General features: G+C 67.9%; 23 protein-coding genes. 14 read left to right on the plus strand and 9 right to left on the minus strand.

All coding sequences use genetic code 11. The features are described 5' to 3' along the window. Positions 1–72 precede the first annotated feature (72 nt). The 3 genes from phbB to E3U25_RS11770 form a co-directional block, all read right to left on the minus strand. The gene (gene phbB / locus E3U25_RS11760) at positions 73–798 is read right to left on the minus strand and encodes a beta-ketoacyl-ACP reductase (RefSeq protein WP_114536322.1); all 726 of its coding nucleotides are present in this window, start codon (positions 796–798) and stop codon (positions 73–75) included. A gap of 86 nt (positions 799–884) precedes the next feature. Then, positions 885–2,060, minus strand: a complete 1,176-nt coding sequence (locus tag E3U25_RS11765; RefSeq protein WP_036758375.1) for an acetyl-CoA C-acetyltransferase — start codon at positions 2,058–2,060, stop codon at positions 885–887. Between the two features lie 289 nt (positions 2,061–2,349). Continuing rightward, positions 2,350–3,177 (minus strand): EAL domain-containing protein, encoded by an 828-nt coding sequence (locus E3U25_RS11770; protein ID WP_072461906.1) that lies wholly within the window; start codon positions 3,175–3,177, stop codon positions 2,350–2,352. 92 nt (positions 3,178–3,269) lie between these two features. Here E3U25_RS11770 and E3U25_RS11775 point away from each other — a divergent pair, with 92 nt between their 5' ends. Next, positions 3,270–3,854, plus strand: a complete 585-nt coding sequence (locus E3U25_RS11775; RefSeq protein ID WP_036758380.1) for a DNA-3-methyladenine glycosylase I — start codon at positions 3,270–3,272, stop codon at positions 3,852–3,854. Here E3U25_RS11775 and E3U25_RS11780 read toward each other — a convergent pair. Next, positions 3,832–4,386: a TlpA family protein disulfide reductase gene (locus E3U25_RS11780; RefSeq protein WP_116222564.1), complete on the minus strand. Its 555-nt coding sequence runs from the start codon at positions 4,384–4,386 to the stop codon at positions 3,832–3,834. The two genes, E3U25_RS11775 and E3U25_RS11780, sit on opposite strands and share 23 nt — an antisense overlap. Positions 4,387–4,408: 22 nt before the next feature. Between E3U25_RS11780 and argH the strand changes: the two genes are divergently transcribed. The 5 genes from argH to E3U25_RS11805 all read left to right on the plus strand — a co-directional run bounded on the left by argH (position 4,409) and on the right by E3U25_RS11805 (position 10,107). Further along, complete coding sequence (gene argH / locus E3U25_RS11785; RefSeq protein ID WP_116222565.1) at positions 4,409–5,818, plus strand: argininosuccinate lyase; 1,410 nt, start codon at positions 4,409–4,411, stop codon at positions 5,816–5,818. Further along, on the plus strand, positions 5,815–5,982 hold the full coding sequence (locus tag E3U25_RS11790; RefSeq protein WP_166435577.1) for a hypothetical protein: 168 nt from the start codon (positions 5,815–5,817) through the stop codon (positions 5,980–5,982). The genes argH and E3U25_RS11790 overlap by 4 nt, the downstream gene beginning before the upstream one ends. Next, complete coding sequence (locus E3U25_RS11795; RefSeq protein ID WP_036758391.1) at positions 5,963–6,238, plus strand: DUF2834 domain-containing protein; 276 nt, start codon at positions 5,963–5,965, stop codon at positions 6,236–6,238. The genes E3U25_RS11790 and E3U25_RS11795 overlap by 20 nt, the downstream gene beginning before the upstream one ends. After that, positions 6,238–7,503, plus strand: a complete 1,266-nt coding sequence (gene lysA, locus E3U25_RS11800; protein WP_116222566.1) for a diaminopimelate decarboxylase — start codon at positions 6,238–6,240, stop codon at positions 7,501–7,503. Before E3U25_RS11795 ends, lysA begins: the two co-directional genes overlap by 1 nt. 90 nt (positions 7,504–7,593) lie before the next feature. Next, positions 7,594–10,107, plus strand: coding sequence for a DUF4175 domain-containing protein (locus E3U25_RS11805; RefSeq protein ID WP_116222567.1), 2,514 nt, complete (start codon positions 7,594–7,596; stop codon positions 10,105–10,107). 56 nt (positions 10,108–10,163) lie between these two features. Here E3U25_RS11805 and E3U25_RS11810 read toward each other — a convergent pair whose 3' ends face one another. Next, entirely contained in the window at positions 10,164–11,147 is a 984-nt protein-coding gene (locus tag E3U25_RS11810; protein ID WP_116222568.1) for a zinc-ribbon domain-containing protein, read from the minus strand. A gap of 124 nt (positions 11,148–11,271) precedes the next feature. On the opposite strand from E3U25_RS11810, the gene E3U25_RS11815 reads away from it, so the two are divergent. The 5 genes from E3U25_RS11815 to E3U25_RS11835 all read left to right on the plus strand — a co-directional run bounded on the left by E3U25_RS11815 (position 11,272) and on the right by E3U25_RS11835 (position 15,430). Further along, positions 11,272–11,946: a cell division ATP-binding protein FtsE gene (locus tag E3U25_RS11815; RefSeq protein WP_036760710.1), complete on the plus strand. Its 675-nt coding sequence runs from the start codon at positions 11,272–11,274 to the stop codon at positions 11,944–11,946. Further along, positions 11,943–12,872: a cell division protein FtsX gene (locus E3U25_RS11820; RefSeq protein ID WP_072461914.1), complete on the plus strand. Its 930-nt coding sequence runs from the start codon at positions 11,943–11,945 to the stop codon at positions 12,870–12,872. Before E3U25_RS11815 ends, E3U25_RS11820 begins: the two co-directional genes overlap by 4 nt. Beyond that, entirely contained in the window at positions 12,872–13,636 is a 765-nt protein-coding gene (locus tag E3U25_RS11825) for a lysophospholipid acyltransferase family protein (protein WP_116222569.1), read from the plus strand. Before E3U25_RS11820 ends, E3U25_RS11825 begins: the two co-directional genes overlap by 1 nt. A 106-nt stretch (positions 13,637–13,742) precedes the next feature. Next, complete coding sequence (locus E3U25_RS11830; RefSeq protein ID WP_114535742.1) at positions 13,743–14,672, plus strand: ABC transporter ATP-binding protein; 930 nt, start codon at positions 13,743–13,745, stop codon at positions 14,670–14,672. Continuing rightward, positions 14,669–15,430: an ABC transporter permease gene (locus E3U25_RS11835; RefSeq protein ID WP_036760703.1), complete on the plus strand. Its 762-nt coding sequence runs from the start codon at positions 14,669–14,671 to the stop codon at positions 15,428–15,430. Before E3U25_RS11830 ends, E3U25_RS11835 begins: the two co-directional genes overlap by 4 nt. 4 nt (positions 15,431–15,434) lie before the next feature. Here the strand turns inward: E3U25_RS11835 and E3U25_RS11840 are convergent, their stop codons facing one another. Together E3U25_RS11840 and E3U25_RS11845 are read right to left on the minus strand one after the other, a co-directional pair. After that, positions 15,435–15,743, minus strand: coding sequence for a hypothetical protein (locus tag E3U25_RS11840; protein ID WP_116222570.1), 309 nt, complete (start codon positions 15,741–15,743; stop codon positions 15,435–15,437). Positions 15,744–15,791: 48 nt separating this feature from the next. Then, positions 15,792–16,265 carry a hypothetical protein gene (locus tag E3U25_RS11845; RefSeq protein ID WP_116222571.1) on the minus strand — a complete coding sequence of 158 codons (474 nt, stop codon included), beginning with the start codon at positions 16,263–16,265 and terminating at the stop codon, positions 15,792–15,794. Between the two features lie 100 nt (positions 16,266–16,365). On the opposite strand from E3U25_RS11845, the gene rimO reads away from it, so the two are divergent. The 3 genes from rimO to ettA all read left to right on the plus strand — a co-directional run bounded on the left by rimO (position 16,366) and on the right by ettA (position 20,398). Further along, positions 16,366–17,733 (plus strand): 30S ribosomal protein S12 methylthiotransferase RimO, encoded by a 1,368-nt coding sequence (rimO, locus tag E3U25_RS11850; protein ID WP_036760716.1) that lies wholly within the window; start codon positions 16,366–16,368, stop codon positions 17,731–17,733. Positions 17,734–17,808: 75 nt separating this feature from the next. Beyond that, entirely contained in the window at positions 17,809–18,669 is an 861-nt protein-coding gene (locus E3U25_RS11855; protein ID WP_243784952.1) for a sulfotransferase family protein, read from the plus strand. A 73-nt stretch (positions 18,670–18,742) separates the two neighbouring features. After that, positions 18,743–20,398 (plus strand): energy-dependent translational throttle protein EttA, encoded by a 1,656-nt coding sequence (gene ettA / locus E3U25_RS11860; protein ID WP_116222572.1) that lies wholly within the window; start codon positions 18,743–18,745, stop codon positions 20,396–20,398. A gap of 47 nt (positions 20,399–20,445) precedes the next feature. Here the strand turns inward: ettA and E3U25_RS11865 are convergent, their stop codons facing one another. Both E3U25_RS11865 and E3U25_RS11870 read right to left on the minus strand, forming a co-directional pair. After that, entirely contained in the window at positions 20,446–21,264 is an 819-nt protein-coding gene (locus tag E3U25_RS11865) for a glycosyltransferase (protein ID WP_116222844.1), read from the minus strand. An 8-nt stretch (positions 21,265–21,272) separates the two neighbouring features. Continuing rightward, positions 21,273–22,364, minus strand: coding sequence for a glycosyltransferase family 61 protein (locus tag E3U25_RS11870; RefSeq protein WP_208861639.1), 1,092 nt, complete (start codon positions 22,362–22,364; stop codon positions 21,273–21,275). Positions 22,365–22,401 lie beyond the last annotated feature (37 nt).

Raw genomic sequence — 22,401 nt, forward strand, 5'->3', positions numbered from 1 at the left:
CCGAAGGCCACGACCATGGAATGAGAAACGGCCCGCGACATCTCGCGGGCCGTTGCCTGTCGGGGGGGCGGCTCAGACGAAGAACTGGCCGCCGTTCGCGCTGATGGTCGAGCCGGTGATGAAGCCGGCATCCTCCGAGGCCAGGAAGACCACGCAGCGCGCGATCTCTTCGGGCTCGCCCAGGCGGCCGACCGGGATCTGGGGGATGATGCGCTCGTTCAGCACCTTCTCGTCGATGGCGCGGACCATCTCGGTGCCGATATAGCCGGGGCAGATCGCGTTCACGGTGATGCCGGCGCGCGCGCCTTCCTGGGCCAGCGCCTTGGTAAAGCCCAGGTCGCCCGCCTTGGCCGCCGAATAGTTCGCCTGGCCGGCCTGGCCCTTCTGGCCGTTGATCGAGCTGATGTTGACGATGCGGCCGTATTTGCGGTCGCGCATGCCCGACCAGACCGGATGGGTCATGTTGAACAGGCCCGTCAGGTTGGTGTCGATGACCTCTTTCCACTGCTGCGGCGTCATCTTGTGGAACATCGAGTCGCGGGTGATGCCGGCATTGTTGACCAGCACGGCGATGGGGCCAAGCTCTTCCTCGACCTGCTTGATGCCCGCCGCGCAGGCGTCGTAATCCGCCACCGACCATTTGTAGGTCTTGATGCCGGTTTCTTCGGTAAAGGCGCGGGCGGCATCGTCATTGCCGGCGTAATTCGCCGCGACCGTATAGCCGGCCTCCTTCAACGCCTTCGAGATCGCCGCGCCGATGCCGCGCGACCCGCCGGTCACAAGGGCCACTTTTGCCATTTTTCGTCCCCCTTTGAAAATGGTCGTGAAATTGTGTTACCGAACTGGCGTGGCGCGCGCAAGATAGTTGCGCGCGCCTTTTCGGCTCAGGGACGCTCGAGGCACAGGGCGACGCCCATGCCGCCGCCGATGCACAGCGTGGCCAGGCCCTTTTTCGCGTCGCGGCGCTGCATTTCGAACAGCAGCGTGTTCAGGATGCGGCAGCCCGAGGCGCCGATGGGGTGGCCGATGGCGATGGCGCCGCCGTTCACGTTCACGATCGAGGGATCCCAGCCCATGTCGCGGTTCACGGCGATGGCCTGGGCGGCAAAGGCCTCGTTCGCCTCGACCAGGTCCAGGTCGCCGACCGACCAGCCGGCCTTTTCCAGCGCCTTGCGGCTGGCGGGGATCGGGCCGGTGCCCATGATCTGCGGGTCCACCCCGGCGGTCGCGTAGGAGGCGATGCGCGCCAGCGGCGTCAGCCCGCGCCGCGCCGCCTCGTCCTCGGTCATGACCAGCACGGCGGCGGCGCCGTCGTTCAGCCCCGAGGCATTGGCGGCGGTCACGCTGCCCTCCTTGCTGAAGGCGGGGCGCAGCTTTTCCATCGCGTCCAGCGTGGCGCCGTGGCGGATGTATTCGTCGGCATCGACCACGGTCTCGCCCTTGCGGGACTTGATGGTCACGGGCACGATCTCGTCGGCGAACTTGCCGGCCTTCTGCGCGGCCTCGGCCTTGTTCTGCGAGGCGACGGCGAACTGGTCCTGCTCGGCCCGCGCGATCTCCCATTTCGCGGCGACGTTCTCGGCGGTAGTGCCCATGTGGTAGTCGTGGAAGGCGTCCCAGAGCCCGTCCTTGATCATGGTGTCGAGCATCTTCATGTCGCCCATCTTCTGCCCGGCGCGGATATAGGCGGCATGGGGCGCCAGCGACATGGATTCCTGGCCGCCGGCCACGACGATCCGGGCGTCGCCCAGCAGCACCTGCTGCGCCGCCAGCGCCACCGTGCGCAGGCCCGAGCCGCAGACCTGGTTGATGACCCAGGCCGCCGATTCCTGCGGGAAGCCGGCCTTGATATGCGCCTGGCGGGCGGGGTTCTGGCCCTGGGCGGCGGTCAGCACCTGGCCCAGGATGGTTTCGGACACTTCGGAAGGATCGACCCCGGCGCGTTCGACGACCGCCTTCAGGACGATGGCGCCAAGCTCATGCGCCGGCAGGTTCGCAAAGGACCCCAGAAAGCTGCCGACGGGGGTGCGGGCGGCTGAAACGATTACGGCTTTGGTCATGACGGGGCTCCTTCCCAGATAGGCCGATAATATCGGTGACAGGAAGACTGTTTGCCGTTTCGTTACCCGAGGTCAAGCGGACTTGCGGCTGCGTCGCCCCCGACAGGCCCCGTCGCCGCGGCGGCTGAGCGCCCGTCCGCCCAGGCGGGCCACGCGGCGGCGCCGGCAAGCCCGCCTGCCGATCCGCGCAGGCCGGCCGATCGGTCGGGAAATCCCCACCCCCGCCGGCGGGGCCGCGGGAACGGTTGTCGCGGGGGCCAGGGCGTTTCTACTGCCGGGTGAATCGGGTTTAGCTGCGCCGGGCGGCTGTGTTGGGCGATTTCCAGGGCGGCACGATGGTCGGGGCGCCGAAATAATAGCCCTGCAGGCAGTCGATGCCCATGTCGATCAGGAAGGCGGCGTCCTCGGCCGTCTCGACCGATTCCGCGACGGTGAACATGTCGAAATGCCGGGCAATGGATTGCAGCGCCCGCGTCAGCACCTGGTTGTCGCGCTGCATGGCGATGTCGCGGACGAACTGCCCGTCGATCTTGACCATGTCGAAGCAGAAATCGCGCAGGTAGCGGAACGAGGTATAGCCGGCGCCGAAATCGTCCAGCGCGAAGCTGACGCCCTGGGCCTGCAACTCCTGCATGAATTGCTCGACCAGTTCGGGCATGCCCATGGCCGAGCTTTCGGTGATTTCCAGGATCAGCCGCTCGGCGATGCTGACATCCCCGGCGATGCCTTCGTGCAGCGTGCGCAGCCAGGCCGGATAGCCGATGGAACGCGCCGACATGTTGATCGAAAGTCTCAGCGAGGGCTCCTCGGCCAGGGATTTCAGCCCCAGCGACAGCGCCAGGCAGTCGATCTGCCGCCCCAGTTCCGTCGTCTCGGCCAGCGGCAGGAAGTCGCGCAGCGGCACGATGCGCCCGGTTTCGTCGATGATTCGGATCAGCCCTTCGTGGAAGGCCGCGTGGTCGGTGCGATCCGCCTGCACCACCGGCTGATAGGCCAGGACGGCGTCGCCGCGCGATACTGCGCGCCGCACCGTCGCCATTGTCACCCGCGACTGCCGGTCCACGGCGAAATCCAGCGGAGAGCCCATTTCCAGTCGCGAATCGATATTGTCGGTCATGCCAAGACTCCTGTCATCGACGGCACTCTGGCGATCATGTCCTAAGATCGCGTAAACTGGAGCCGCATTCTCGACTCGAGGTTAACGGATCCTTGCCCGACCTGACCGAACGCTGCGCCTGGTGCGGCTCCGACCCGCTTTACGTCGCCTATCACGACCATGAATGGGGCGTGCCGGAATATGATTCGCGCGCGCTTTGGGAAAAGCTGGTGCTGGACGGTTTCCAGGCCGGGCTGAGCTGGATCACCATCCTGCGCAAGCGCGAGGCCTTTCGCGAGACCTTCGAGGGCTTCGACCCCGAGCGCGTCGCCGCCTGGGGCGAGGCCGAGGTGGGGCAGGCCCTGCAAAACCCCGGCATCATCCGCCATCGCGGCAAGATCGAGGCGGCCGTCAAGGGCGCGCGGCTGTTTCTGGAGATCGAGGGATCGCAGGGGTTTTCGCCCTTCATCTGGTCCTTCGTCGGCGGCCGGCCGATCCAGAACCGCTTCACTGCCCTGAGCCAGGTTCCCGCCAGGACGCCGCAATCCGAAGCCATGGCCAAGGCGTTGAAAAAGCGCGGCTTCAACTTTTGCGGACCGGTGATCACCTATGCCTTCATGCAGGCCTGCGGGCTGGTCAACGACCACGTGACCCATTGCCCGGCCCATGCCCGCGTCAGGGCGCTGTCGCCTGCCTGACCAGTTCCTTCGCCGCCTCCGAGGACCAGTCGGCGCCGCCGATCAGCCGCGCGATCTCGTTGCCGTCGCGGTCGATCAGCACCGTCACCGGCATGCCCATCACCCCCATCTCGCGCGCCAGCTGCTGGCGCGGGTCCAGATGCACCGGCAGATGGGCGATGCCTTCCTCGTCCAGGAATTTCCTGACCGCGGGTGGCGGGTTGTGGCCGGCGGCGATGGCCAGCACCTCGAAATCCGCGCCGCCCATCTCGGCCTGCAGGGCGTCGAGCGAGGGCATTTCCTCGCGGCAGGGGGCGCACCAGGTCGCCCAGAAATTCAGCAGCACCACCTTGCCCCGCCAGTCGGCCAGGCTGTGGGTGCCGCCCTCGGGGTCGGTGAAGGTCGTGGCGGGCACCGGGGTCGGATCGGTCGGCGCCAGCTTGGCCAGCCCGCCGTCATGCGCGGCCTGCCAGTCGATTTCGCCGGAAAATGCCGGGCCGAAACCCGCATTTGCACCGATCAGCAGCGCCGTATAAAGAACCAGCCAACGCATTCCACCCCCCGAAGGACAAGTCATGACCGAGCAGCCCACCACCGCCAACCAGATGTGGGGCGGACGTTTCGCCGCAGGCCCGGACGCGATCATGGAGGCGATCAACGCCTCGATCGGCTTCGACCGGCGGCTTTATGCCCAGGACATCCGGGGCAGCCGCGCCCATGCCGCGATGCTTGCGGCACAAGGCATCATCAGCACTAGCGATGCCGAGGCGATCGGGGAAGGGCTGCTCACGGTCTTGTCAGAGATCGAGGCGGGCGAGTTTCCCTTTTCCACCGCGCTGGAAGACATCCACATGAACGTGGAATCGCGGCTCAAGGAGATCGTCGGCGAGCCGGCGGGGCGGCTGCACACGGCGCGAAGCCGCAACGACCAGGTGGCGACCGACTTCCGGCTGTGGGTGCGCGACCAATGCGACGCGGCCATCGCCGGCCTCGACGCGCTGATCCGCGTCGCCCTGTCGCAGGCCGAGCGCGGCGCGGATTGGGTCATGCCGGGCTTTACCCATCTGCAGACCGCGCAGCCGGTGACCTGGGGCCATCACATGATGGCCTATGTCGAGATGTTCGGCCGCGACCTGTCGCGTTTCCGGGACGCGCGCAAGCGCATGAACGAATCGCCCCTGGGCGCCGCCGCCCTGGCCGGCACCGGCTTTCCCATCGACCGCGAGGCGACGGCGCGCGCGCTGGGCTTCGACCGGCCGATGGCCAACAGCCTCGATGCGGTCAGCGACCGCGATTTCGCGCTGGAGTTCCTGTCCTCGGCCGCGATCTGCGCCGTCCACCTGTCGCGGCTGGCCGAGGAGCTGGTGATCTGGTCCTCGGCCCAGTTCCGCTTCGTCACCATGTCGGACCGCTTCTCGACCGGCTCGTCGATCATGCCACAGAAGAAGAACCCCGACGCGGCCGAGCTGATCCGGGCCAAGATCGGCCGCATCCTGGGTGCGGCGGTGGCGCTGTTCGTGGTGATGAAGGGCCTGCCGCTCGCCTATTCCAAGGACATGCAGGAGGACAAGGAGCAGGTCTTCGACGCCGCCGACAACCTCATGCTGGCGCTGGCCGCGATGGCGGGCATGCTGTCGGACCTGACGGCCAACCGCGAGCGGCTGGAGGCGGCGGCGGGCTCGGGGTTTTCGACCGCGACCGACCTGGCCGACTGGCTGGTGCGCGAGGCCGGGCTGCCCTTCCGCGACGCCCATCACGTCACCGGCGCGCTGGTCGCCCTGGCCGAGAAGGCCGGGATCGACCTGCCGGAGTTGACTCTGGCGCAGATGCAATCGGTCCATCCGGCGATCACCGCGGATGTCTATAACGTGCTGGGCGTGCATAACTCGGTCGCCTCGCGCATGTCCTATGGCGGCACCGCGCCCCAGCAGGTCCGCGCCCAGATCGCCCGTTGGAAACAGAAACTGGAGGAGAAATCCGCATGACGCAGCACCTGCTTTTGGCCGCCTTCGCGCTGATCCTGGCCACCCTGGCCGCCTGTGGGGTCGATGGTGCGCCGACCCGCCCCGAGCCTGCCCGTGAAGCCATCCGCGAACCCGGCGTGCATATCAGCGGCGAGGCGCGTTTCGGTGTCATCAAGCAGCTCTGAGCTGACGCCCCTGCGGCTGGCCTGGGCGGCGCTTGCGCTGGCCGGCCTGGCCGTGGCGCTGTGGCGGGGCGAGGCGCTGTGGCAGGGCGCCGGCGGGTCCGAGCTGCTGGCGCAGGCCACGCTGGCGCTATGGTGCCTGGTCGAGACCATGCTGCGCCGCAACTGGGCGGCGCTGCTGACGCTGCCGGCGCTGGCGCTGGGGATCGGCTTTGCGCTGCCGCTTTATCTGTTCATCCGCTCTCGCAGGATCACCTGATGGATCACTTCAACTATGTCGACGGCTGGCTTCATGCCGAGGAGGTGCCGCTGGCCCGCATCGCGGCCGAGGTCGGCACCCCGGTCTATGTCTATTCCACCGCCACGCTGACCCGGCATTTCAGGCTGTTTCAGCAGGCGCTGGATTGGACCGATCACCTGGTCTGCTTTGCGGTCAAGGCCAATTCGAACATCGCCGTGCTGAAGCTTCTGGGCGACCTGGGCGCGGGCATGGACATCGTCTCGGGTGGCGAATACGCGCGGGCGAAGGCGGCGGGCGTGCCGGGCGAGCGGATCGTGTTCTCCGGCGTCGGCAAGACCGAGCCCGAGATGCGCATGGCGCTGGAAGGCGGCATCCGCCAGTTCAACGTCGAATCCGAGCCGGAACTGGAACTGCTGTCGCGCGTGGCCGCCGCGATGGGGGTCGAGGCGCCGGTCGCCGTGCGGGTGAACCCCGACGTCGATGCAAGGACGCATGAGAAGATCGCCACCGGCAAGTCCGAGAACAAGTTCGGCATCCCCATCGCGCGCGCGCGCGGGGTCTATGCCCATGCCGCGCGGCTGCCCGGCATCAAGGTGGTCGGCATCGACATGCATATCGGCAGCCAGCTGACCGACCTGGAGCCCTATCGGCTGGCCTATGCCAAGATGGCCGAGCTGACCCGCGCCCTGCGCGCCGACGGGCATGCGATCACCCGGCTCGACATGGGCGGCGGCCTGGGCATTCCCTACCGGCGCGACAACAATGCGCCGCCCTTGCCGATCGAATACGGCCAGGTGATCCGCGATGCCGTGGGCGACCTGGGCTGCGAGATCGAGATCGAGCCGGGACGCAACATTGCCGGCAATGCCGGCATCCTGCTGTCCTCGGTGATCTATCTGAAACAGGGCGAGGGGCGGGATTTCCTGATCCTCGATGCGGCGATGAACGACCTGATCCGGCCGGCGATGTACTCGGCGCATCACGACATCGTGCCGGTGCGCGAACCCGCGCCGGGGGCCGAGGTCGCGCCCCATGACGTGGTCGGCCCGGTCTGCGAGACCGGCGACACCTTCCAGAAGGCGGTCGATCTGCCGGTGCTGGGTCCGGGCGACCTGGTGGCGCTGCGCTCGGCCGGGGCCTATGGCGCGGTGATGGCCTCGGAATACAATTCCCGGCCGCTGGTGCCCGAGGTTCTGGTCAGCGGCGATCAATTCGCCGTCATTCGGGCGCGACCGACGCTTGAGGAAATGCTGGGACGCGATACCATCCCGGAATGGCTTTAGGTATCGCTTCCTGCTGCGTGGTCGCCGGGGGTTTCACACCCCCGGACCCCCGTGGGATATTTGTCCACGGAAGAACGAGGGGGCGGGGCCATGGATCCCGCTGAGCCGCGCCGGATCCGCTGGGCGGTCGGGCTGACCCGCGCCGGCATGTGGTGGGAGGCGCTGGCCGCCGCCTTCTGGCCTCTGGGCGTGGTTCTGGCGCTGGTGCTGGCGGCGCTGGCCTTTGGCGCGACCGATCTTTTTTCCTCGCGGGCGCTGATCTGGCTGATGGGCCTGGTGGCCCTGGTCGCGGTGCTGGCCTTCGGCTGGGGGGTGCGGCGGTTCCGGCGGCCCTCGGCCGCGGCGGCGCGGCTGCGGGTCGACCTGACCCTGCCGGGGCGGCCCCTTTCGGCGCTGCGCGACCGTCTGGTCCTGGGAGCCGGGGACGGCGGCGCGGATGCGCTGTGGCGCGCGCATCTGGCGCGGATGGAGCAGGTGGCCTCTGCCGCGCGTCCGGTTGCGCCCGATGCGCGGCTGCGCTGGCGCGATCCGGTCGCCTTGCGGCTGGCCGGCATGGTGGCGCTGGTCATGGCGCTGGTCTTTGCGCCGGCGGGGCAGCTGGGGCAGGGCCTTGCCACCCTGGGCGCGACCTTCCGGCCCCTGCCCGAGGCGCGTCCCGGCGCCGAGGCCGGGCCGTCATGGGAGGGCTGGGCCGCGCCCCCCGCCTATACCCGGCGCCCGACGCTTTACCTGAACGCCCTGCCCGAGGGGCAGGGGTTGGAGTTGCCCAAGGGTTCGAAGCTGAGCTTCCGGCTTTACGGCGAAGGCGCCGAAATAGCGCAGGACATCGGCGCGGCGGTTCCGGGCGGCGATCCCGCGGCGCCCGAGTTCATGGCCGAGCGCGACGGGGCGATCGAGGTCGCCGGGCGGCGCTTCGACGTGACCGTGCTGCCGGATGCGGTGCCGGTGGTGGCGCCCGGCAAGGCGCCCGAGCGGCGCGCCGACGGAAGGCTGATGCAGGAATTCACCGCCAGCGACGACAATGGCATCGCGGCGGGCCATGCGGTCATCGCGCTGGACCTGGATGCGGTGGACCGCCGCTTTGGCCTGGCCCTCGATCCCGAACCGCGCGAGGCGGTGGAGCTGGAACTGCCCCTGCCCGCGACCGGCAGCCGCAAGCAGATCCGCGGCCGGCTGGTGGGCGATCTGGCGCGCCATCCCTGGGCCAACCTGCCGGTGACGGTTTCGCTGAAGGTCGAGGACGGGATCGAGCAGCAGGGCGTCTCGGCCCCGATGCGCATGGTGCTGCCGGGGCGGCGCTTCTTCGACCCGCTGGCGGCGGCGCTGATCGAGGTGCGGCGCGACCTGCTGTGGTCGCGCGACAATGCCGCCCGCAGCGCCCAGATCCTGCGTGCGGCGAGCTGGCAGCCCGAGGGCTTCATGGAGGAGGAGCTGTATCACGGCCTGCGCGGTGCCGTCGGCACGCTGGAATCCGGCAACCTGGGCGAGGTGGCGCGCAACAAGCTGGCGCAGCTGCTGTGGGATGCGGCCGTCGCGCTGGAGGATGGCGGGCTGGCCGATGCGCTGGAGCGCATGCAGCAGGCGCAGGAACGGCTGTCCGAGGCGATCCGCAACGGCGCCAGCCCCGACGAGATCCAGCGCCTGATGGACGAGCTGAAGCAGGCCACCGACGATTACCTCGACATGCTGGCCCAGCAGCAGGGGCAGGATCCGGCCGAGCGTTTCGACCGCTCGCCCCAGAACCGCCAGCAGATCACCGGCGACCAGATCCAGCAGATGATGGACGAGATCCAGCGCCTGATGAACGAGGGCCGCATGGCCGAGGCACAGGAATTGCTGGAGCAGTTCAACCGCATGATGCAGAACATGCGGGTGACGCAATCCGAGGGCGGCGAGGGCGGCCGCCAGCGGCCGATGAACCGGCTGGCCGAGACCCTGCGCGACCAGCAGAAGCTGGCCGACGAGGCCATGCGCCAGATGCAGGACCGGTTCGGCCAATGGCAGCCGGGCGAGGAGGGGCAGGAGGGCCAGGGCGACCAGCAGGGCCAGCAGCTTGCCGACCGCCAGCGCGAGTTGCGCGAGGATCTGGGCCGGCAGCGCGGCTTGCTGCCCGGCCGCGGCACCCCGCAGGGCGAGGAGGCGCGGCGCCAGCTGGACGAGGCCGGCCGCGCCATGGAGGATGCCGAGCAGGCGCTGCGCGAGGGCGATGCCGCCGGCGCGATGGAGCGCCAGGCCCAGGCGATCCAGTCCATGCGCGAGGGGATGCGGGCGCTGGGCGACATGATGGCGCAGGACCAGCAGCAGGGCCAGGACGGCCAGCCGCAGCAGGGCGGGCAGCAGGACGGCCCCGAGGGCCCCTCGGGCGATCCGCGCGGGCAGCGCGGGCTGGCGCAGCCCTATGATCGCCAGCCGCAGACCGATCCCTTGGGCCGGGCGCTGTCGGGCGACGGCGGTTCGATCACCTCGGGCGATCCCCTGGCCGAGGGCGGCGATCCCTCGCGCAAGGCCCGCGAATTGCAGGACGAGATCCGCCGGCGCAGCGGCGAGCGCGAGCGGCCGCGCGACGAGCGCGACTATCTGGGGCGGCTGCTGGAGAATTTCTGAAAAAGGGGGGCCGCCGGCCCTGGCGGCGCGCCGTTCGGATTGCGCGGCGAGGCCCCCTATCGGCCCAGGATGCGGTCGTGGAGCCAGAGCCGGCCCTGGTCGACCTGCTGGCGCCAGTCGGCGAGCCAGCCGCCGCCTTCCTCGGCTGGGATCTGCGGCGCCAGCGCATAGAGGATCACCGCCCCCAGCGCCAGCATCGCGGCAAGGCCGAAGCCCATGCCGTAGCCGCCGCTACGCTGTCGGCGCACCGGCACCAGGGCGGGAACCGGCGCCTCGCGCGGGGCGGGGGTTGCGGCGGGCTCGGCCGGGTTGGCCGCGGCCGGGGTTTCCGGCAGGGCGGGACGGATCAGCGGCGCGATGGCCGGGGGCGCTTCCCCCGCCTCGGGGGCCGGGTCGGGCAGCGGCGGACCGCTGCGGGTCAGGGTCGCGGCCAGTTCCTCGGCATCGGGCAGGGCGGGGGCGACCGGTTCGGGCCATTCCGGCAGCGCGGGCCTGGCGGCAGGGGCTTCCGCGACCGGGCTTTCGGGCTGGGGCCGGGGCGGCGTTTGCGGGCTGGCGGGGGCCGGCTCGGCGGGAGCGGTTTCGGGGGGGGCGGTTTCGGCGGGCGCCGGGGCGATGCCCGGCTCGGTCACGGTGGCGGCCGGCCAGTCGATCGGCGGTTCGGCCGGGGCGCGGCCGTCGCTGGCGGCGGGCTCGGTCGTCGCGGGCGCCGCCTCCGGGGCCGCCGTGGCGGCGGCCGTCGCGGGAATGTGATCGGGGGCGGGCTTTCGCGCCGGCGCCTCGCGGGCGCGCAGCTCGCGGGCGGCTTCCTCGCGCAGGATGGCCAGCACCGATTCGTCCAGCGGCCGGTTCAGGACCGGGCGCGCCTGCGGATCATAGGGGCGGCGCGGGGCGGGATCGGCGGCCTGGGCGGATTTTCCCGTTCCGGGCTGGCGCCACACATGGCCGCAGGCCGAGCATTCGACCTCGCGCCCCGAGGCGGGAATGGCGGATTCCGCGATCTCGTATTGGGCAGCGCAGCGGGGGCAGGTCAGGCGCATGGGCTGGTCTTTCGGCTCCGGTCGGGGGTGGTTTCGATCATGCGGGCGTCTCGCATTCGCCGCGCGACTGTTCTATCAAGCCACGAACCGCGCGCCAAGCAGCCCGCTCGGAAAGGGACCACCAGTGATCGAGATGCAGAACCTGTCCTTCGGCTACAGCGGCAACGATCCGCTGCTTGCCGACATGTCGCTGACGCTTCAGCCGGGTTCCTTCCATTTCCTGACCGGCCCCTCGGGCGCGGGCAAGACCACCTTCCTGCGGCTGTGCTATGCCGACCTGCTGCCCAGCGGCGGGCGGATGACCGCCTTTGGCCAGGATGTGCAGGGGCTGTCGCGCGACGGCATCGCCGGGCTGCGGCGGCGGGTGGGGGTGGTGCATCAGGACACGCAATTCCTGGACCACCTGCCGGTGGCGGAAAACATCGCCCTGCCGTTGCTGGTCTCGGGCGAGCAGGTGGACATGCCGGCCCTGGGCGAGTTGCTGGCCTGGGTGCAGCTGTCCGGCCATGCCCGCGCCATGCCCCCCGAACTGTCGGGGGGCGAGCGGCAGCGCGCCGCGCTGGCCCGCGCCGTCATCATGTCGCCCGACTTGATCCTGGCGGACGAGCCGACCGGGAACCTGGACTGGGACATGTCGATGCGGCTTTTGCAGCTGCTGATCGAACTGAACCGTTCTGGCAAGGCGGTGCTGATCGCCACCCATGACCTGAACCTGATCCGTGCCGCCAAGCAGCAGGTGCAGGCGCGGGTGCTGCGCATCGCGGGCAAGAGGCTGCAACTGGCGGGGGCGGACCTGTGAAGAAAGCCGATCTGAAATCGCTCGACCTGGCGACGCTGTGGCGCGGGCTGACCCGACCCGACCCGGCGGGGACGGACCGCGTGGTGCCGCCGACCGGCTTTACCGCGCAGCTGACCGTGTTCTCGGCCGCGGCCATGGCCTTCCTGGCGGTCTTTGCCCTGGCGCTGGCGCTGGCCACCGGCCGGCTGGCCGAACGCTGGTCCAGCGAGCTGGCCCAGACCGTGACCGTGCGCATCTCGGCCCCCGAGGATCAGATCGACGAGCAGACCCTCACGGTGATGGAGGCGCTGAAGACCACCCCCGGCATCGCCGAGGCGCGGCTCTTGCCCGATGACGAGGTGGAAGGGCTGCTGGAGCCCTGGTTCGGCCCCGATGTCCCGGTCGAGGCCCTGCCGGTGCCGCGCCTGATCGAGATCACCGAGGCGGCCGAGGGTTTCGACGCCGAGGCGCTGCGCCTGCGGCTGGAGGGCGAGGCGCCGGGCGCGGTGCTGGACGACCATACCCGCTGGCGCCAGCCGCTGGTCTCGGCCGCGAACCGGCTGCGGGTGCTGGGCCTCGTCTCGCTGTTGCTGATCGCCGCCGCCTCGGGGGCGATGATCACGCTGGCGGCCAAGGCGGCGCTGGCGGCGAACGGGCAGGTGATCCGCGTCCTGCGCCTGATCGGCGCGCGCGACATCACCATCGCCACCGCCTTCGTGCGCCGCTTTACCCGCCGCGCCGCCATGGGTGCGGCCGGCGGCACCGCGCTGGGGATGGCGGCGATCTGGGCGCTGCCCGCGATGGACCAGGCGGGCAGCTTCCTGACCGGGCTGGGATTCCAGGGCTGGGGCTGGCTCTGGCCCTTGCTGATCCCGCCGCTCGCCGCCGCGATCGGCTTCGTCGCGACCCGCTGGGCGGCGCTGAAGATGCTGCGCGAGGTGCGCTGATGGCCCTCTATCATCCGCGCCGGGCCTCGGTCCTGGATTGGCCGCGCACGGTGCTTTATTACCTTTATGCGGCGCTGGTGACGCTGGTGCTGGGGCTGTGGGGCCTGCCGCAGGTGCTGGTCCACCCCGAGCGCGCGCATCGCGTGGCCAGCCTGTGGCTGGACCAGATGCTGGGCGCGGCACGGCTGATCCTGGGCGTCCGGGTCGAATACCGCGGCACGCCGCCCGCCGGCGACTGCATCGTCGCCTCCAAGCATCACAGCTTTCTCGACATCCTGGCGCTGGCCCGCGCCTGCCCGCGCCGCGCCTTCGTGATGAAGCGCGAGGTGCTGCGGGTGCCGGTGATGGGCTGGTTCGCGCGCAAGGTCGGCTGCATCCCCATCGACCGCGCCCGCGGCAAGGAGGCGATGAAGCAGATCATCGCCGGGATCGAGGCCGCCCGCGCCCGCCCCGGCGGGCTGGGCCAGCTGATCATCTATCCCGAGGGCACCCGCACCCGGCCGGGGCAGAAACTGCCCTACAAGCACGGCGCCGGCACCATCCAGCGCGCGACCGGCCTGCCCATCCACCCGGTGGCGGTCAATTGCGGCCTGTTCTGGCCCCGGCAGGGCATCCCGGTCCGCGGCGGCACGGCGGTGATCGAGTTCCTGCCGCCGATCACCGCCGGCCCGCGGTCGGGGGCGGTGATGGAATTGCTGGAGGACCGGATCGAGAGCGCCAGCGACCGCCTGCTGGCCGAGGCGGGCGGCCTGCCGCCGGCCTGAGCCCTGACGCAAGGTCAGGGGCGTTTTCGCCATTGCGCCCGCCTGCGGTTGCGGTCCAACCTGCCCGGCGGATTCGCGGGCCTTCGGGCCAGAACAGGGGGACGGTATGCGTCCGATCATCGACATCGACCATGTTTCCAAACGCTACGGCAGCGGCACGGTGGCGCTGAAAGAGGTCTCGCTGCAGATCGAGGAGGGCGAGATCCTGGCGCTGCTCGGCCCGAACGGGGCGGGCAAGACCACGCTGATCTCGATCATCTGCGGCCTGGTGGTGCCGACCGGCGGCACGGTGCGCGTCGGCGGCCATGACATCCGCACGGACTGGCGCGCGGCGCGCAAGCTGATCGGCCTTGTCCCGCAGGAGATCGCGCTGGAGCCCTTCGAGACGGTCATCGACTGCGTGCGCTTTACCCGCGGGCTCTACGGCGAGCCGCCGGACGACGCCTATATCGAGCAATTGCTGCGCAGCCTGGCGCTGTGGGACAAGCGCGATGCCAAGACGCGCGAGCTGTCGGGCGGCATGAAGCGGCGGGTGCTGATCGCCAAGGCGCTGTCGCACCGGCCCAAGGTGCTGTTCCTGGACGAGCCGACCGCCGGGGTGGACGTGACCCTGCGGCGCGAGATGTGGCAGGTGGTGCGCGAATTGCGCGCCGAGGGCGTGACTATCATCCTGACCACCCACTACCTGGAAGAGGCCGAGGACATGGCCGACCGCATCGGCGTCATCAACCGCGGCGAATTGCTGCTGGTCCGGTCCAAGGACGCGCTGATGGGCGAATTCGGCAAGAAGCACCTGACCATCTCGCTTTACGAGCCGCTGGCGGCGCTGCCGGCTGACCTGGCCGGGCGCGGGCTGGTGCTTTCGGCCGACGGGCGCGAACTGGGCTATGACTACGACACCAGGGCCGAGCGCACCGGCATCGCCCACCTGCTGGCCGAGCTGGCCGAGCGCGGCCTTGCCGTGCGAGACGTCTCGACCAAGCAGAGCAGCCTGGAAGAGATCTTCATGTCGCTGGTCGAGGAGGAAACCGCATGAACTGGCGTTCCGCCCGCGCCGTCTTCGGCCATGAGATGGCGCGTTTCTTCCGCACGGTCTGGCAATCGCTGGCCTCGCCGGTGCTGTCCACGGTGCTTTACTTCGTCGTCTTCGGCGCGGCCATCGGCGGGCGCATCCAGGCGGTCGAGGGCGTGCCCTACGGCGCCTTCATCGTGCCGGGGCTGATGATGCTGACCGTGTTGCAGCAATCCGTGGCCAATGCCAGCTTCGGCATCTATTTCCCGAAATTCTCGGGCACGATCTATGAAATCCTCGTGGCGCCGACCGGCTGGATCGAGGTCACGCTGGGCTTCGTCGGCGCCGCCGCCGCCAAGGCGGTGATGATCGCGCTGGTGATCCTGGCGACCAGCTTCTGGTTCACCGGCGTCCATATCGCCCATCCGTTCTGGATGCTGGCGTTTCTGCTGCTGACCGCCGTGGCCTTTTCGCTGCTGGGCTTCATCATCGGCCTGTGGGCCAAGAATTTCGAGCAGTTGCAGATCGTGCCGATGATGGTCATCACGCCCCTGGTGTTTCTGGGCGGGGCCTTCTATTCGGCCTCGATGCTGCCGCCCTTCTGGGAGGGCGTGGCCAAGCTCAACCCGGTGCTTTACCTGATCTCGGGCTTCCGCTGGAGCTTCTTCGGCTTTGCCGACGTGCCGGTCGGGCTGTCGCTGGGCGCGGTCGCGCTGATGATCCTGGTCTGCATGGGCGCGATCCGCTGGATCTTCCTGACCGGATGGCGGCTGCGCGAATGACGGCTCAGGCCGGGCAGGGCGCCGCCGCCTTGCCCATCCGGGCCGCGTGCAGGTTGTAGGCGGTGGTCTGCTGCCGCAGCCAGCTTTCCGCCGTGTCGCGGCCATGCGTCTGCGCCAGCTGCCGATAGGCCGGGGCAAGCCGCTCGCGGTCGGCCCAGATCGCGCAGCCGAGCAGCCCCGGCGCCGCCTGCGCCGCGCTGCTGGCGCCTTGCCGCAGCGGCTGCGGGGTCTCGGTTGCCGCGTCCTGCGCCCCGGCCGCCGTCGCCCAGAAAAGGGCTGTGGCGGAAATGAAAATGCAATGTCGAATCATCATGGCTCCTCCCTTGCAGACAAATGTGACATATGGCCGCTGAGCTGTCATCTAGTTCCGGCACAGCCGCGTCTGCGGATCAAGCCGGACATATTCGCGGGCCGAGATCTTTTGCATCTTCAACGAATGTTTCCAGCGCGCGTTCCACATGTGCAGGATGCCGTTGCGGTAATATTGCGCCATCAGCTCGTCCACGATGGGCGGGATGATGGTGGTGCCGGGGATGCGGGGCGCGTGGAAGCCCACCGTCGCCCTGGGCCCCAGGCAGGCATTGGGCAGGGTGATATAGATCGTGCAGGCCGAGCGGCAATAGCCGCGCACCTCGACCGGGCGGCCGCTGGCGGCCAGCTTGTTGCGCTGGCGGATCGCCTCGACGACATTGCCACCGCGGTTGTTCATGATGACGATGGGCTTGCCGCGCGGCTGCGCCTCGGCCGTCGCGGGCAGGCTGGTGACGCCGGCGCCAAGGGCCAGCGCCAGGACAAGCGCCGAAGAAAGGCGGGTCAGGAGGGAAGGCATGCTCATGTCCCCTGCTATGCCTTGGCGAACGCACAAGTCCAAATGACGTTCCGGCGAGCCGCGCTTGCCGCTTAACAAGCGCCGCGACCCGCATTATATGCCGGCCATGAGCCAGAACCCGCCCCTGTTGCGCCCCGATCTAGCCCCCAGCCCGATCTTCGACACCACGCGAAGGGACGGGCAGCCCACCATCGGCATGGTCAGCCTCGGCTGTCCCAAGGCGCTGGTGGACAGCGAACGCATCCTGACCCGCCTGCGGGCCGAGGGCTATGCGATCAGCCCCGACTACAAGGGCGCCGGCGCGGTGATCGTGAACACCTGCGGTTTCCTGGACAGCGCCAAGGCGGAAAGCCTGCAGGCCATCGGCGAGGCGCTGGCGGAAAACGGCAAGGTGATCGTCACCGGCTGCCTTGGCGCCGAGCCGGAATACATCACCGGCGCGCATCCCTCGGTCCTGGCGGTGACGGGGCCGCAGCAATACGAGCAGGTGCTGGACGCGGTGCATCACGCCGTGCCGCCCAGCCCCGATCCCTTCGTCGACCTGCTGCCGGCCTCGGGCGTCAAGCTGACGCCGCGCCATTACAGCTACCTGAAGATCTCCGAGGGCTGCAACCACGCCTGCAAGTTCTGCATCATCCCCGACATGCGCGGCAAGCTGGTCAGCCGCCCCGCCCATGCTGTGATCCGCGAGGCGGAAAAGCTGGTCGAGGCGGGGGTGCGCGAGCTGCTGGTGATTTCGCAGGACACCTCGGCCTACGGGCTCGACCGCAAATTCGCCGAGGAGCGTGGGCATCGGGCGCATATCACCGACCTGGCCCGCGACCTGGGGTCGCTGGGGGCATGGGTGCGGCTGCATTACGTCTATCCCTATCCGCATGTGCGCGACCTGATCCCGCTGATGGCCGAGGGGTTGGTGCTGCCCTATCTCGACATCCCCTTCCAGCATGCCCATCCCGACACGCTGAAGCGCATGGCCCGGCCGGCGGCGGCGGCCCGGACGCTGGACGAGATTGCCGCCTGGCGCGCCGCCTGCCCCGAGATCACCCTGCGCTCGACCTTCATCGTCGGCTATCCCGGCGAGACCGAGGCCGAGTTCCAGACCCTGCTGGACTGGCTGGACGAGGCGCAACTGGATCGCGTCGGCTGCTTCCAATACGAAAACGTCAAGGGCGCGCGCGCGAACGACCTGCCCGACCACGTCCCGGACGAGGTCAAGCAGGACCGCTGGGACCGCTTCATGCAGAAGGCGCAGGCGATTTCCGAGGCCAAGCTGGCGGCCAAGGTCGGCCGGCGTATCGAGGTGATCGTGGACAGCGTGGACGACGAGGGCGCGACCTGCCGCACCCAGGCCGATGCGCCGGAGATCGACGGCAACCTGTTCATCGACCAGGGTTTCGAGGCGCTGGCGCCGGGCGACATCGTCACCGTCACCGTGGACGAGGCCGGCGAATACGACCTTTGGGGCCGGCTCTAGGCGGCGACAATCGCGCAGGTTGTGGCGCCCGCGCCGCTGGCTTAATCAGGCGGCAGCGCGACGCAGCAAGGCGGCATGATGAACTGGGATCCCGAAGGCAAACCCCGTAAACCCGATTTCCTGGGCATCGGCGCGCAAAAGGCCGGCACCACATGGCTCTCGCAGATGCTGGGCCAGCATCCCGACGTCTGGACGCCTCCGTTCAAGGAGGTGCAGTTCTTCAACCACCGCTTCATCGAGGAGCATCGCAAATGGCTGCCCTGGCATTTCCGCCGCGGCCGCCAGAACATCGAGAAACGCTGGGCCGCCCGCGGCGAAGAGATGCCGCGCGAGATGGTGCGCTACCTGGACCGCGTTACCCGCGAGCCGATGTTCACCAACCATTGGTACAAGCTGGTCTTCGCCCCGGCGCCCCAGGGGGCCAGGACCATCGACGTGACCCCGGAATATTCGACCCTGCCGGCCGAGGGCGTGGAGTTCCTGGCGAAATTCCTGCCGCAGGCGAAGTTCATCTATATCATCCGCCACCCGGTCGATCGGGCCGTCTCGCAGCTCAAGATGAACCTGACCCGCGCGCGCCGCAAGCCCGCCACCATCGAGGACTGGCTGGCCGAGGTCGAGGCCCCCGAGCTGATGGATCGCGGCGACTACATGACCTATGTGCCGCGCTGGAACGCGCATTTCGGCCCCGACCGGCTGCTTTACCTGCCCTTCGGCATGATCGCCCGCGATCCCCTGGGCTTGCTGCGCCGGGTCGAGGACTTCCTGGACCTGCGGCCGCATGACTATCGCGACCTCGGCAAGAAGGTCTTTGCCTCGGACAATGCGCTGGTGGTGCCCGACCAGGCCCGCGCCCGGCTGCGCGACAAGCTCGAGCCGCAATTCGCCTTTCTGGAACAAAGCTTCGGCCCGGAATTCACCAAGGCTTTCCGCTGAGCCTTCCCCTTTCGTTCCCGCTCGACTACATAGCGGCCAAGTTTCACACGGATTTCAGAGACGGGGAAAGATCATGGCCTCCTACCAGTTCGTTTACCACATGGACGGGGTGTCCAAGACCTATCCGGGCGGCAAGAAGACCTTCGAGAATATCCGCCTGAACTTCCTGCCCGGCGTCAAGATCGGCGTCGTCGGCGTCAACGGCGCCGGCAAATCGACGCTGCTGCGCATCATGGCCGGCATCGACAAGGACTTCACCGGCGAGGCCTGGGCCGCCAAGGGCGCGACCGTCGGCTACCTGCCGCAGGAGCCGCAGCTGGACTCGGCGCTGAACGTGCGCGGCAACGTCATGGAAGGGGTCAAGGCCAAGCAGGCCAAGCTGGACCGCTACAACGAACTTGCCATGAACTACTCGGACGAGACCGCCGAGGAAATGGCGAAGCTGCAGGACGAGATCGACGCCGAGAACCTGTGGGATCTGGACAGCCAGATCGACGTGGCCATGGAGGCGCTGCGCTGCCCGCCGGATGACGCCGACGTGGAAAGCCTGTCGGGCGGTGAACGCCGCCGGGTGGCGCTGTGCAAGCTGCTGCTGGAACAGCCCGACATGCTGTTGCTGGACGAACCCACCAACCACCTGGATGCCGAGACCATCGCCTGGCTGCAAAAGCACCTGATCGAATATCCCGGCACCATCCTGATCGTCACCCACGACCGTTATTTCCTGGACGACATCACCGGCTGGATCCTGGAACTCGACCGCGGCCGCGGCATCCCCTACGAGGGCAATTATTCCGCCTGGCTGGAGCAGAAGGCCAAGCGGCTGGAACAGGAAGCGCGCGAGGACAAGGCCAAGCAGAAGACGCTGGAGCGCGAACTGGAATGGATCCGCGCCGGCGCCAAGGCGCGCCAGGCCAAGCAGAAGGCCCGGATCAACGCCTATAACGAACTGGCCAGCCAGTCCGAGCGCGAAAAGCTGACCCGCGCCCAGATCATCATCCCCAACGGCGAGCGGCTGGGCAGCAAGGTGATCGAGGTCGACGGCCTGAAGAAGGCCATGGGCGACAAGCTGCTGATCGAGGATCTGACCTTCAGCCTGCCGCCGGGCGGCATCGTCGGCGTGATCGGCCCGAACGGTGCCGGCAAGTCGACGCTGTTTCGGATGCTGACCGGGCAGGAACAGGCGGACGCGGGCGAGATCAGCTATGGCGACACGGTGAAGCTGTCCTACGTGGACCAGTCGCGCGATGCGCTGGACCCGAACAAGACCGTCTGGGAGGAAATCTCGGGCGGGGCGGAGCAGATCGAGCTGGGCGATGCCACGATGAACAGCCGCGCCTACTGCTCGGCCTTCAACTTCAAGGGCGGCGACCAGCAGAAAAAGGTCGGCCTGCTCTCGGGCGGCGAGCGCAACCGGGTGCATATGGCCAAGCTGCTGAAATCCGGCGGCAACGTGCTGCTGCTCGACGAACCGACCAACGACCTGGACGTGGAAACCCTGCAGGCGCTGGAAGCGGCGCTGGAGGATTTCGCCGGCTGCGCCGTCATCATCTCGCACGACCGTTTCTTCCTCGATCGGCTTTGCACGCATATCCTGGCCTTCGAGGGCGATGCGCATGTGGAATGGTTCGAGGGCAACTTCGAGGATTACGAGGCCGACAAGATCCGCCGCCTCGGCCCGGATTCGGTCGAGCCGAAGCGGGTGAAATACAAGAAGTTCACGCGGTAAGATGAAGGAAAGGGGGCGGATCTGCCCCCTTTTTTCTTCGCAGGCTGTTATCGAAACCCGGCGGCCTGCATGCCCGTTTCCGACAGGTAGTCGAAATGCCGCGTGATCAGGCGATCCAATTCGTCGCGCGGCGCTTTCTTCATGCCCCTTTTGGCCAGGATTTCCTTAGCGTGCCGCGGCGTGTCGTTCATCCCATAATGGGTCACGATGCTGGGAACCGAGGGGTCGGTCAGGGCGACCATGACCGTCGGGATGCGATAATGGGCAAAGCCGAACACCGTGCGTTGCGGATGGCGCACGGCGACACCCACGCCGAGGAAGGGGTTGAACCAGCGGTAAAGCCCTTGCGTCGGCCCGTCGATGACCGAATAGATCACCGTGGGGAAGCTGACGGCGAAGGCGCCATGCGCCTTCCACAGGGTATCGCCATGCTTGCGCAGCTTCCTGATATAATCCTTTGAAAGGCAATCGTCGTCGTCGAGGCGGAATTGCAGGCAATCCTGCAATTCCAGCCCGATTTCCCTGAGCGTCTGGACCTGGGCATCGGCGACATGCATCGGCGGGACAAAGCGCAGCACCACATAGGGGCGCGCGTCGCAAAGCCTTTGCAGCTGGTCGCGATAGACCTTGGGCATCCGGTCCGAAGAGATGACGAGCAGCTTGAAATCGGGGTCGGTCTGCGCGTCCAGGGACGCCAGCGTCAACTGCTCGAACGTCACGAAACGGGCCTTCATCCGCTCGTCGCCGAAAAGCTCCTGCTCCTTTTGCTTGTAGATCGGTTCGAGGTCGTTCTCTTCGACGTTGCGATAGGCTTTCCAATCGCCGCGGCCGATCATGGAAAAGCGGCAAATCCCGACTATGGTCATGGTGTTCTTCATTGTGCGAACCGTTTCGTGACCGGCGTGTAGGCAAGGCTTCCCTTTGCGCGCCGCTCGGCCTCGGCGACGTCGGCCTGAATGATTTCGTCCGAAGGAATGTCCCAGGCCGCATCCGCGTCCAGATAGCCATGCTCCAGCAATGTCGCATGGATTTCCCTGAAATCCACCTGGCCCCAGCTGTTGTGGTTCGGCTTCTTGCCGGGCACCAGATATTCGGCGACCAGACTGTTGATCAGCAAGGGATCCTTTCCCATCATTCCCCTGAGCTGCAGGCGCATGCTGTGGTGTTCGGCATTGTTCCTGCGCAGGATGACGGCAATATCCTTGTCCGGGTCGGCCGCCATCCCGGCCATGTGAAGGGCGGATGTGTCCAGGCTGATGATTTTCCGGGCGGCACGGTAAAGCGCGAACTGATCCTTCCAGGACAGCTGCTCGGGGAAGACGGGGACATAGCCCGAGCGCCTCAGGTTTTCCTCGAGGATCGCTTCAGCCAGCAGCCCGCCGTTTGCAATATATTTCGTTCTGGAGATATAGATCTTTTCCGGCCCGTTGGCGGGAAGCTTTCCTACGGTCTCGCGCAGGAAATTTCGGAACTCTTCCGTGCCGGCGGCGATGTCACCAAGGCCAAATCCCTGGCCGGGGATGGTAAGGGTTTCGACCAGCGAAGGCTGCTTGATGACCAGGGTCGGGCATTTGATGCCGAAAATCTCGAAAATCTCTCGATGCGGCTTCTTGAAATGCGTCAGGGTCGGATGCTTGGGAGTAAACAAGACCCCGTCATAATCGTTGTTTACCGCCCAAAGCCTGCTGATCGTTTCGGTAATGAAATGCCCGAAATGACCATAGAACATCCCCGCGAAGAGGAAATGCCCTTCGAGTTTTTCAACCGGCTCGGGGGCCTCTTCAACCGCAAGCGACATGCGTCCGGCGCCACGCCAGATGGCGGCCTCGGCAATGTCGCCGTCCTTCCAGACACCGCTTGGTGTCCGGGGGCGGGATTCCCGCGGAGGGACCACAATCGCATCTTGCAGGGTAATCGTTTTTCTGGACCAGCCCTGATCGGGCAATGGAGGACAAGGCTCGTTCAATTTACACTCTCAAACACATACACGGCGATTCGCCTGT

The sequence above is a fragment of the Paracoccus versutus genome (assembly GCF_029909795.1).
GTDB classification, from domain to species: domain Bacteria; phylum Pseudomonadota; class Alphaproteobacteria; order Rhodobacterales; family Rhodobacteraceae; genus Paracoccus; species Paracoccus versutus.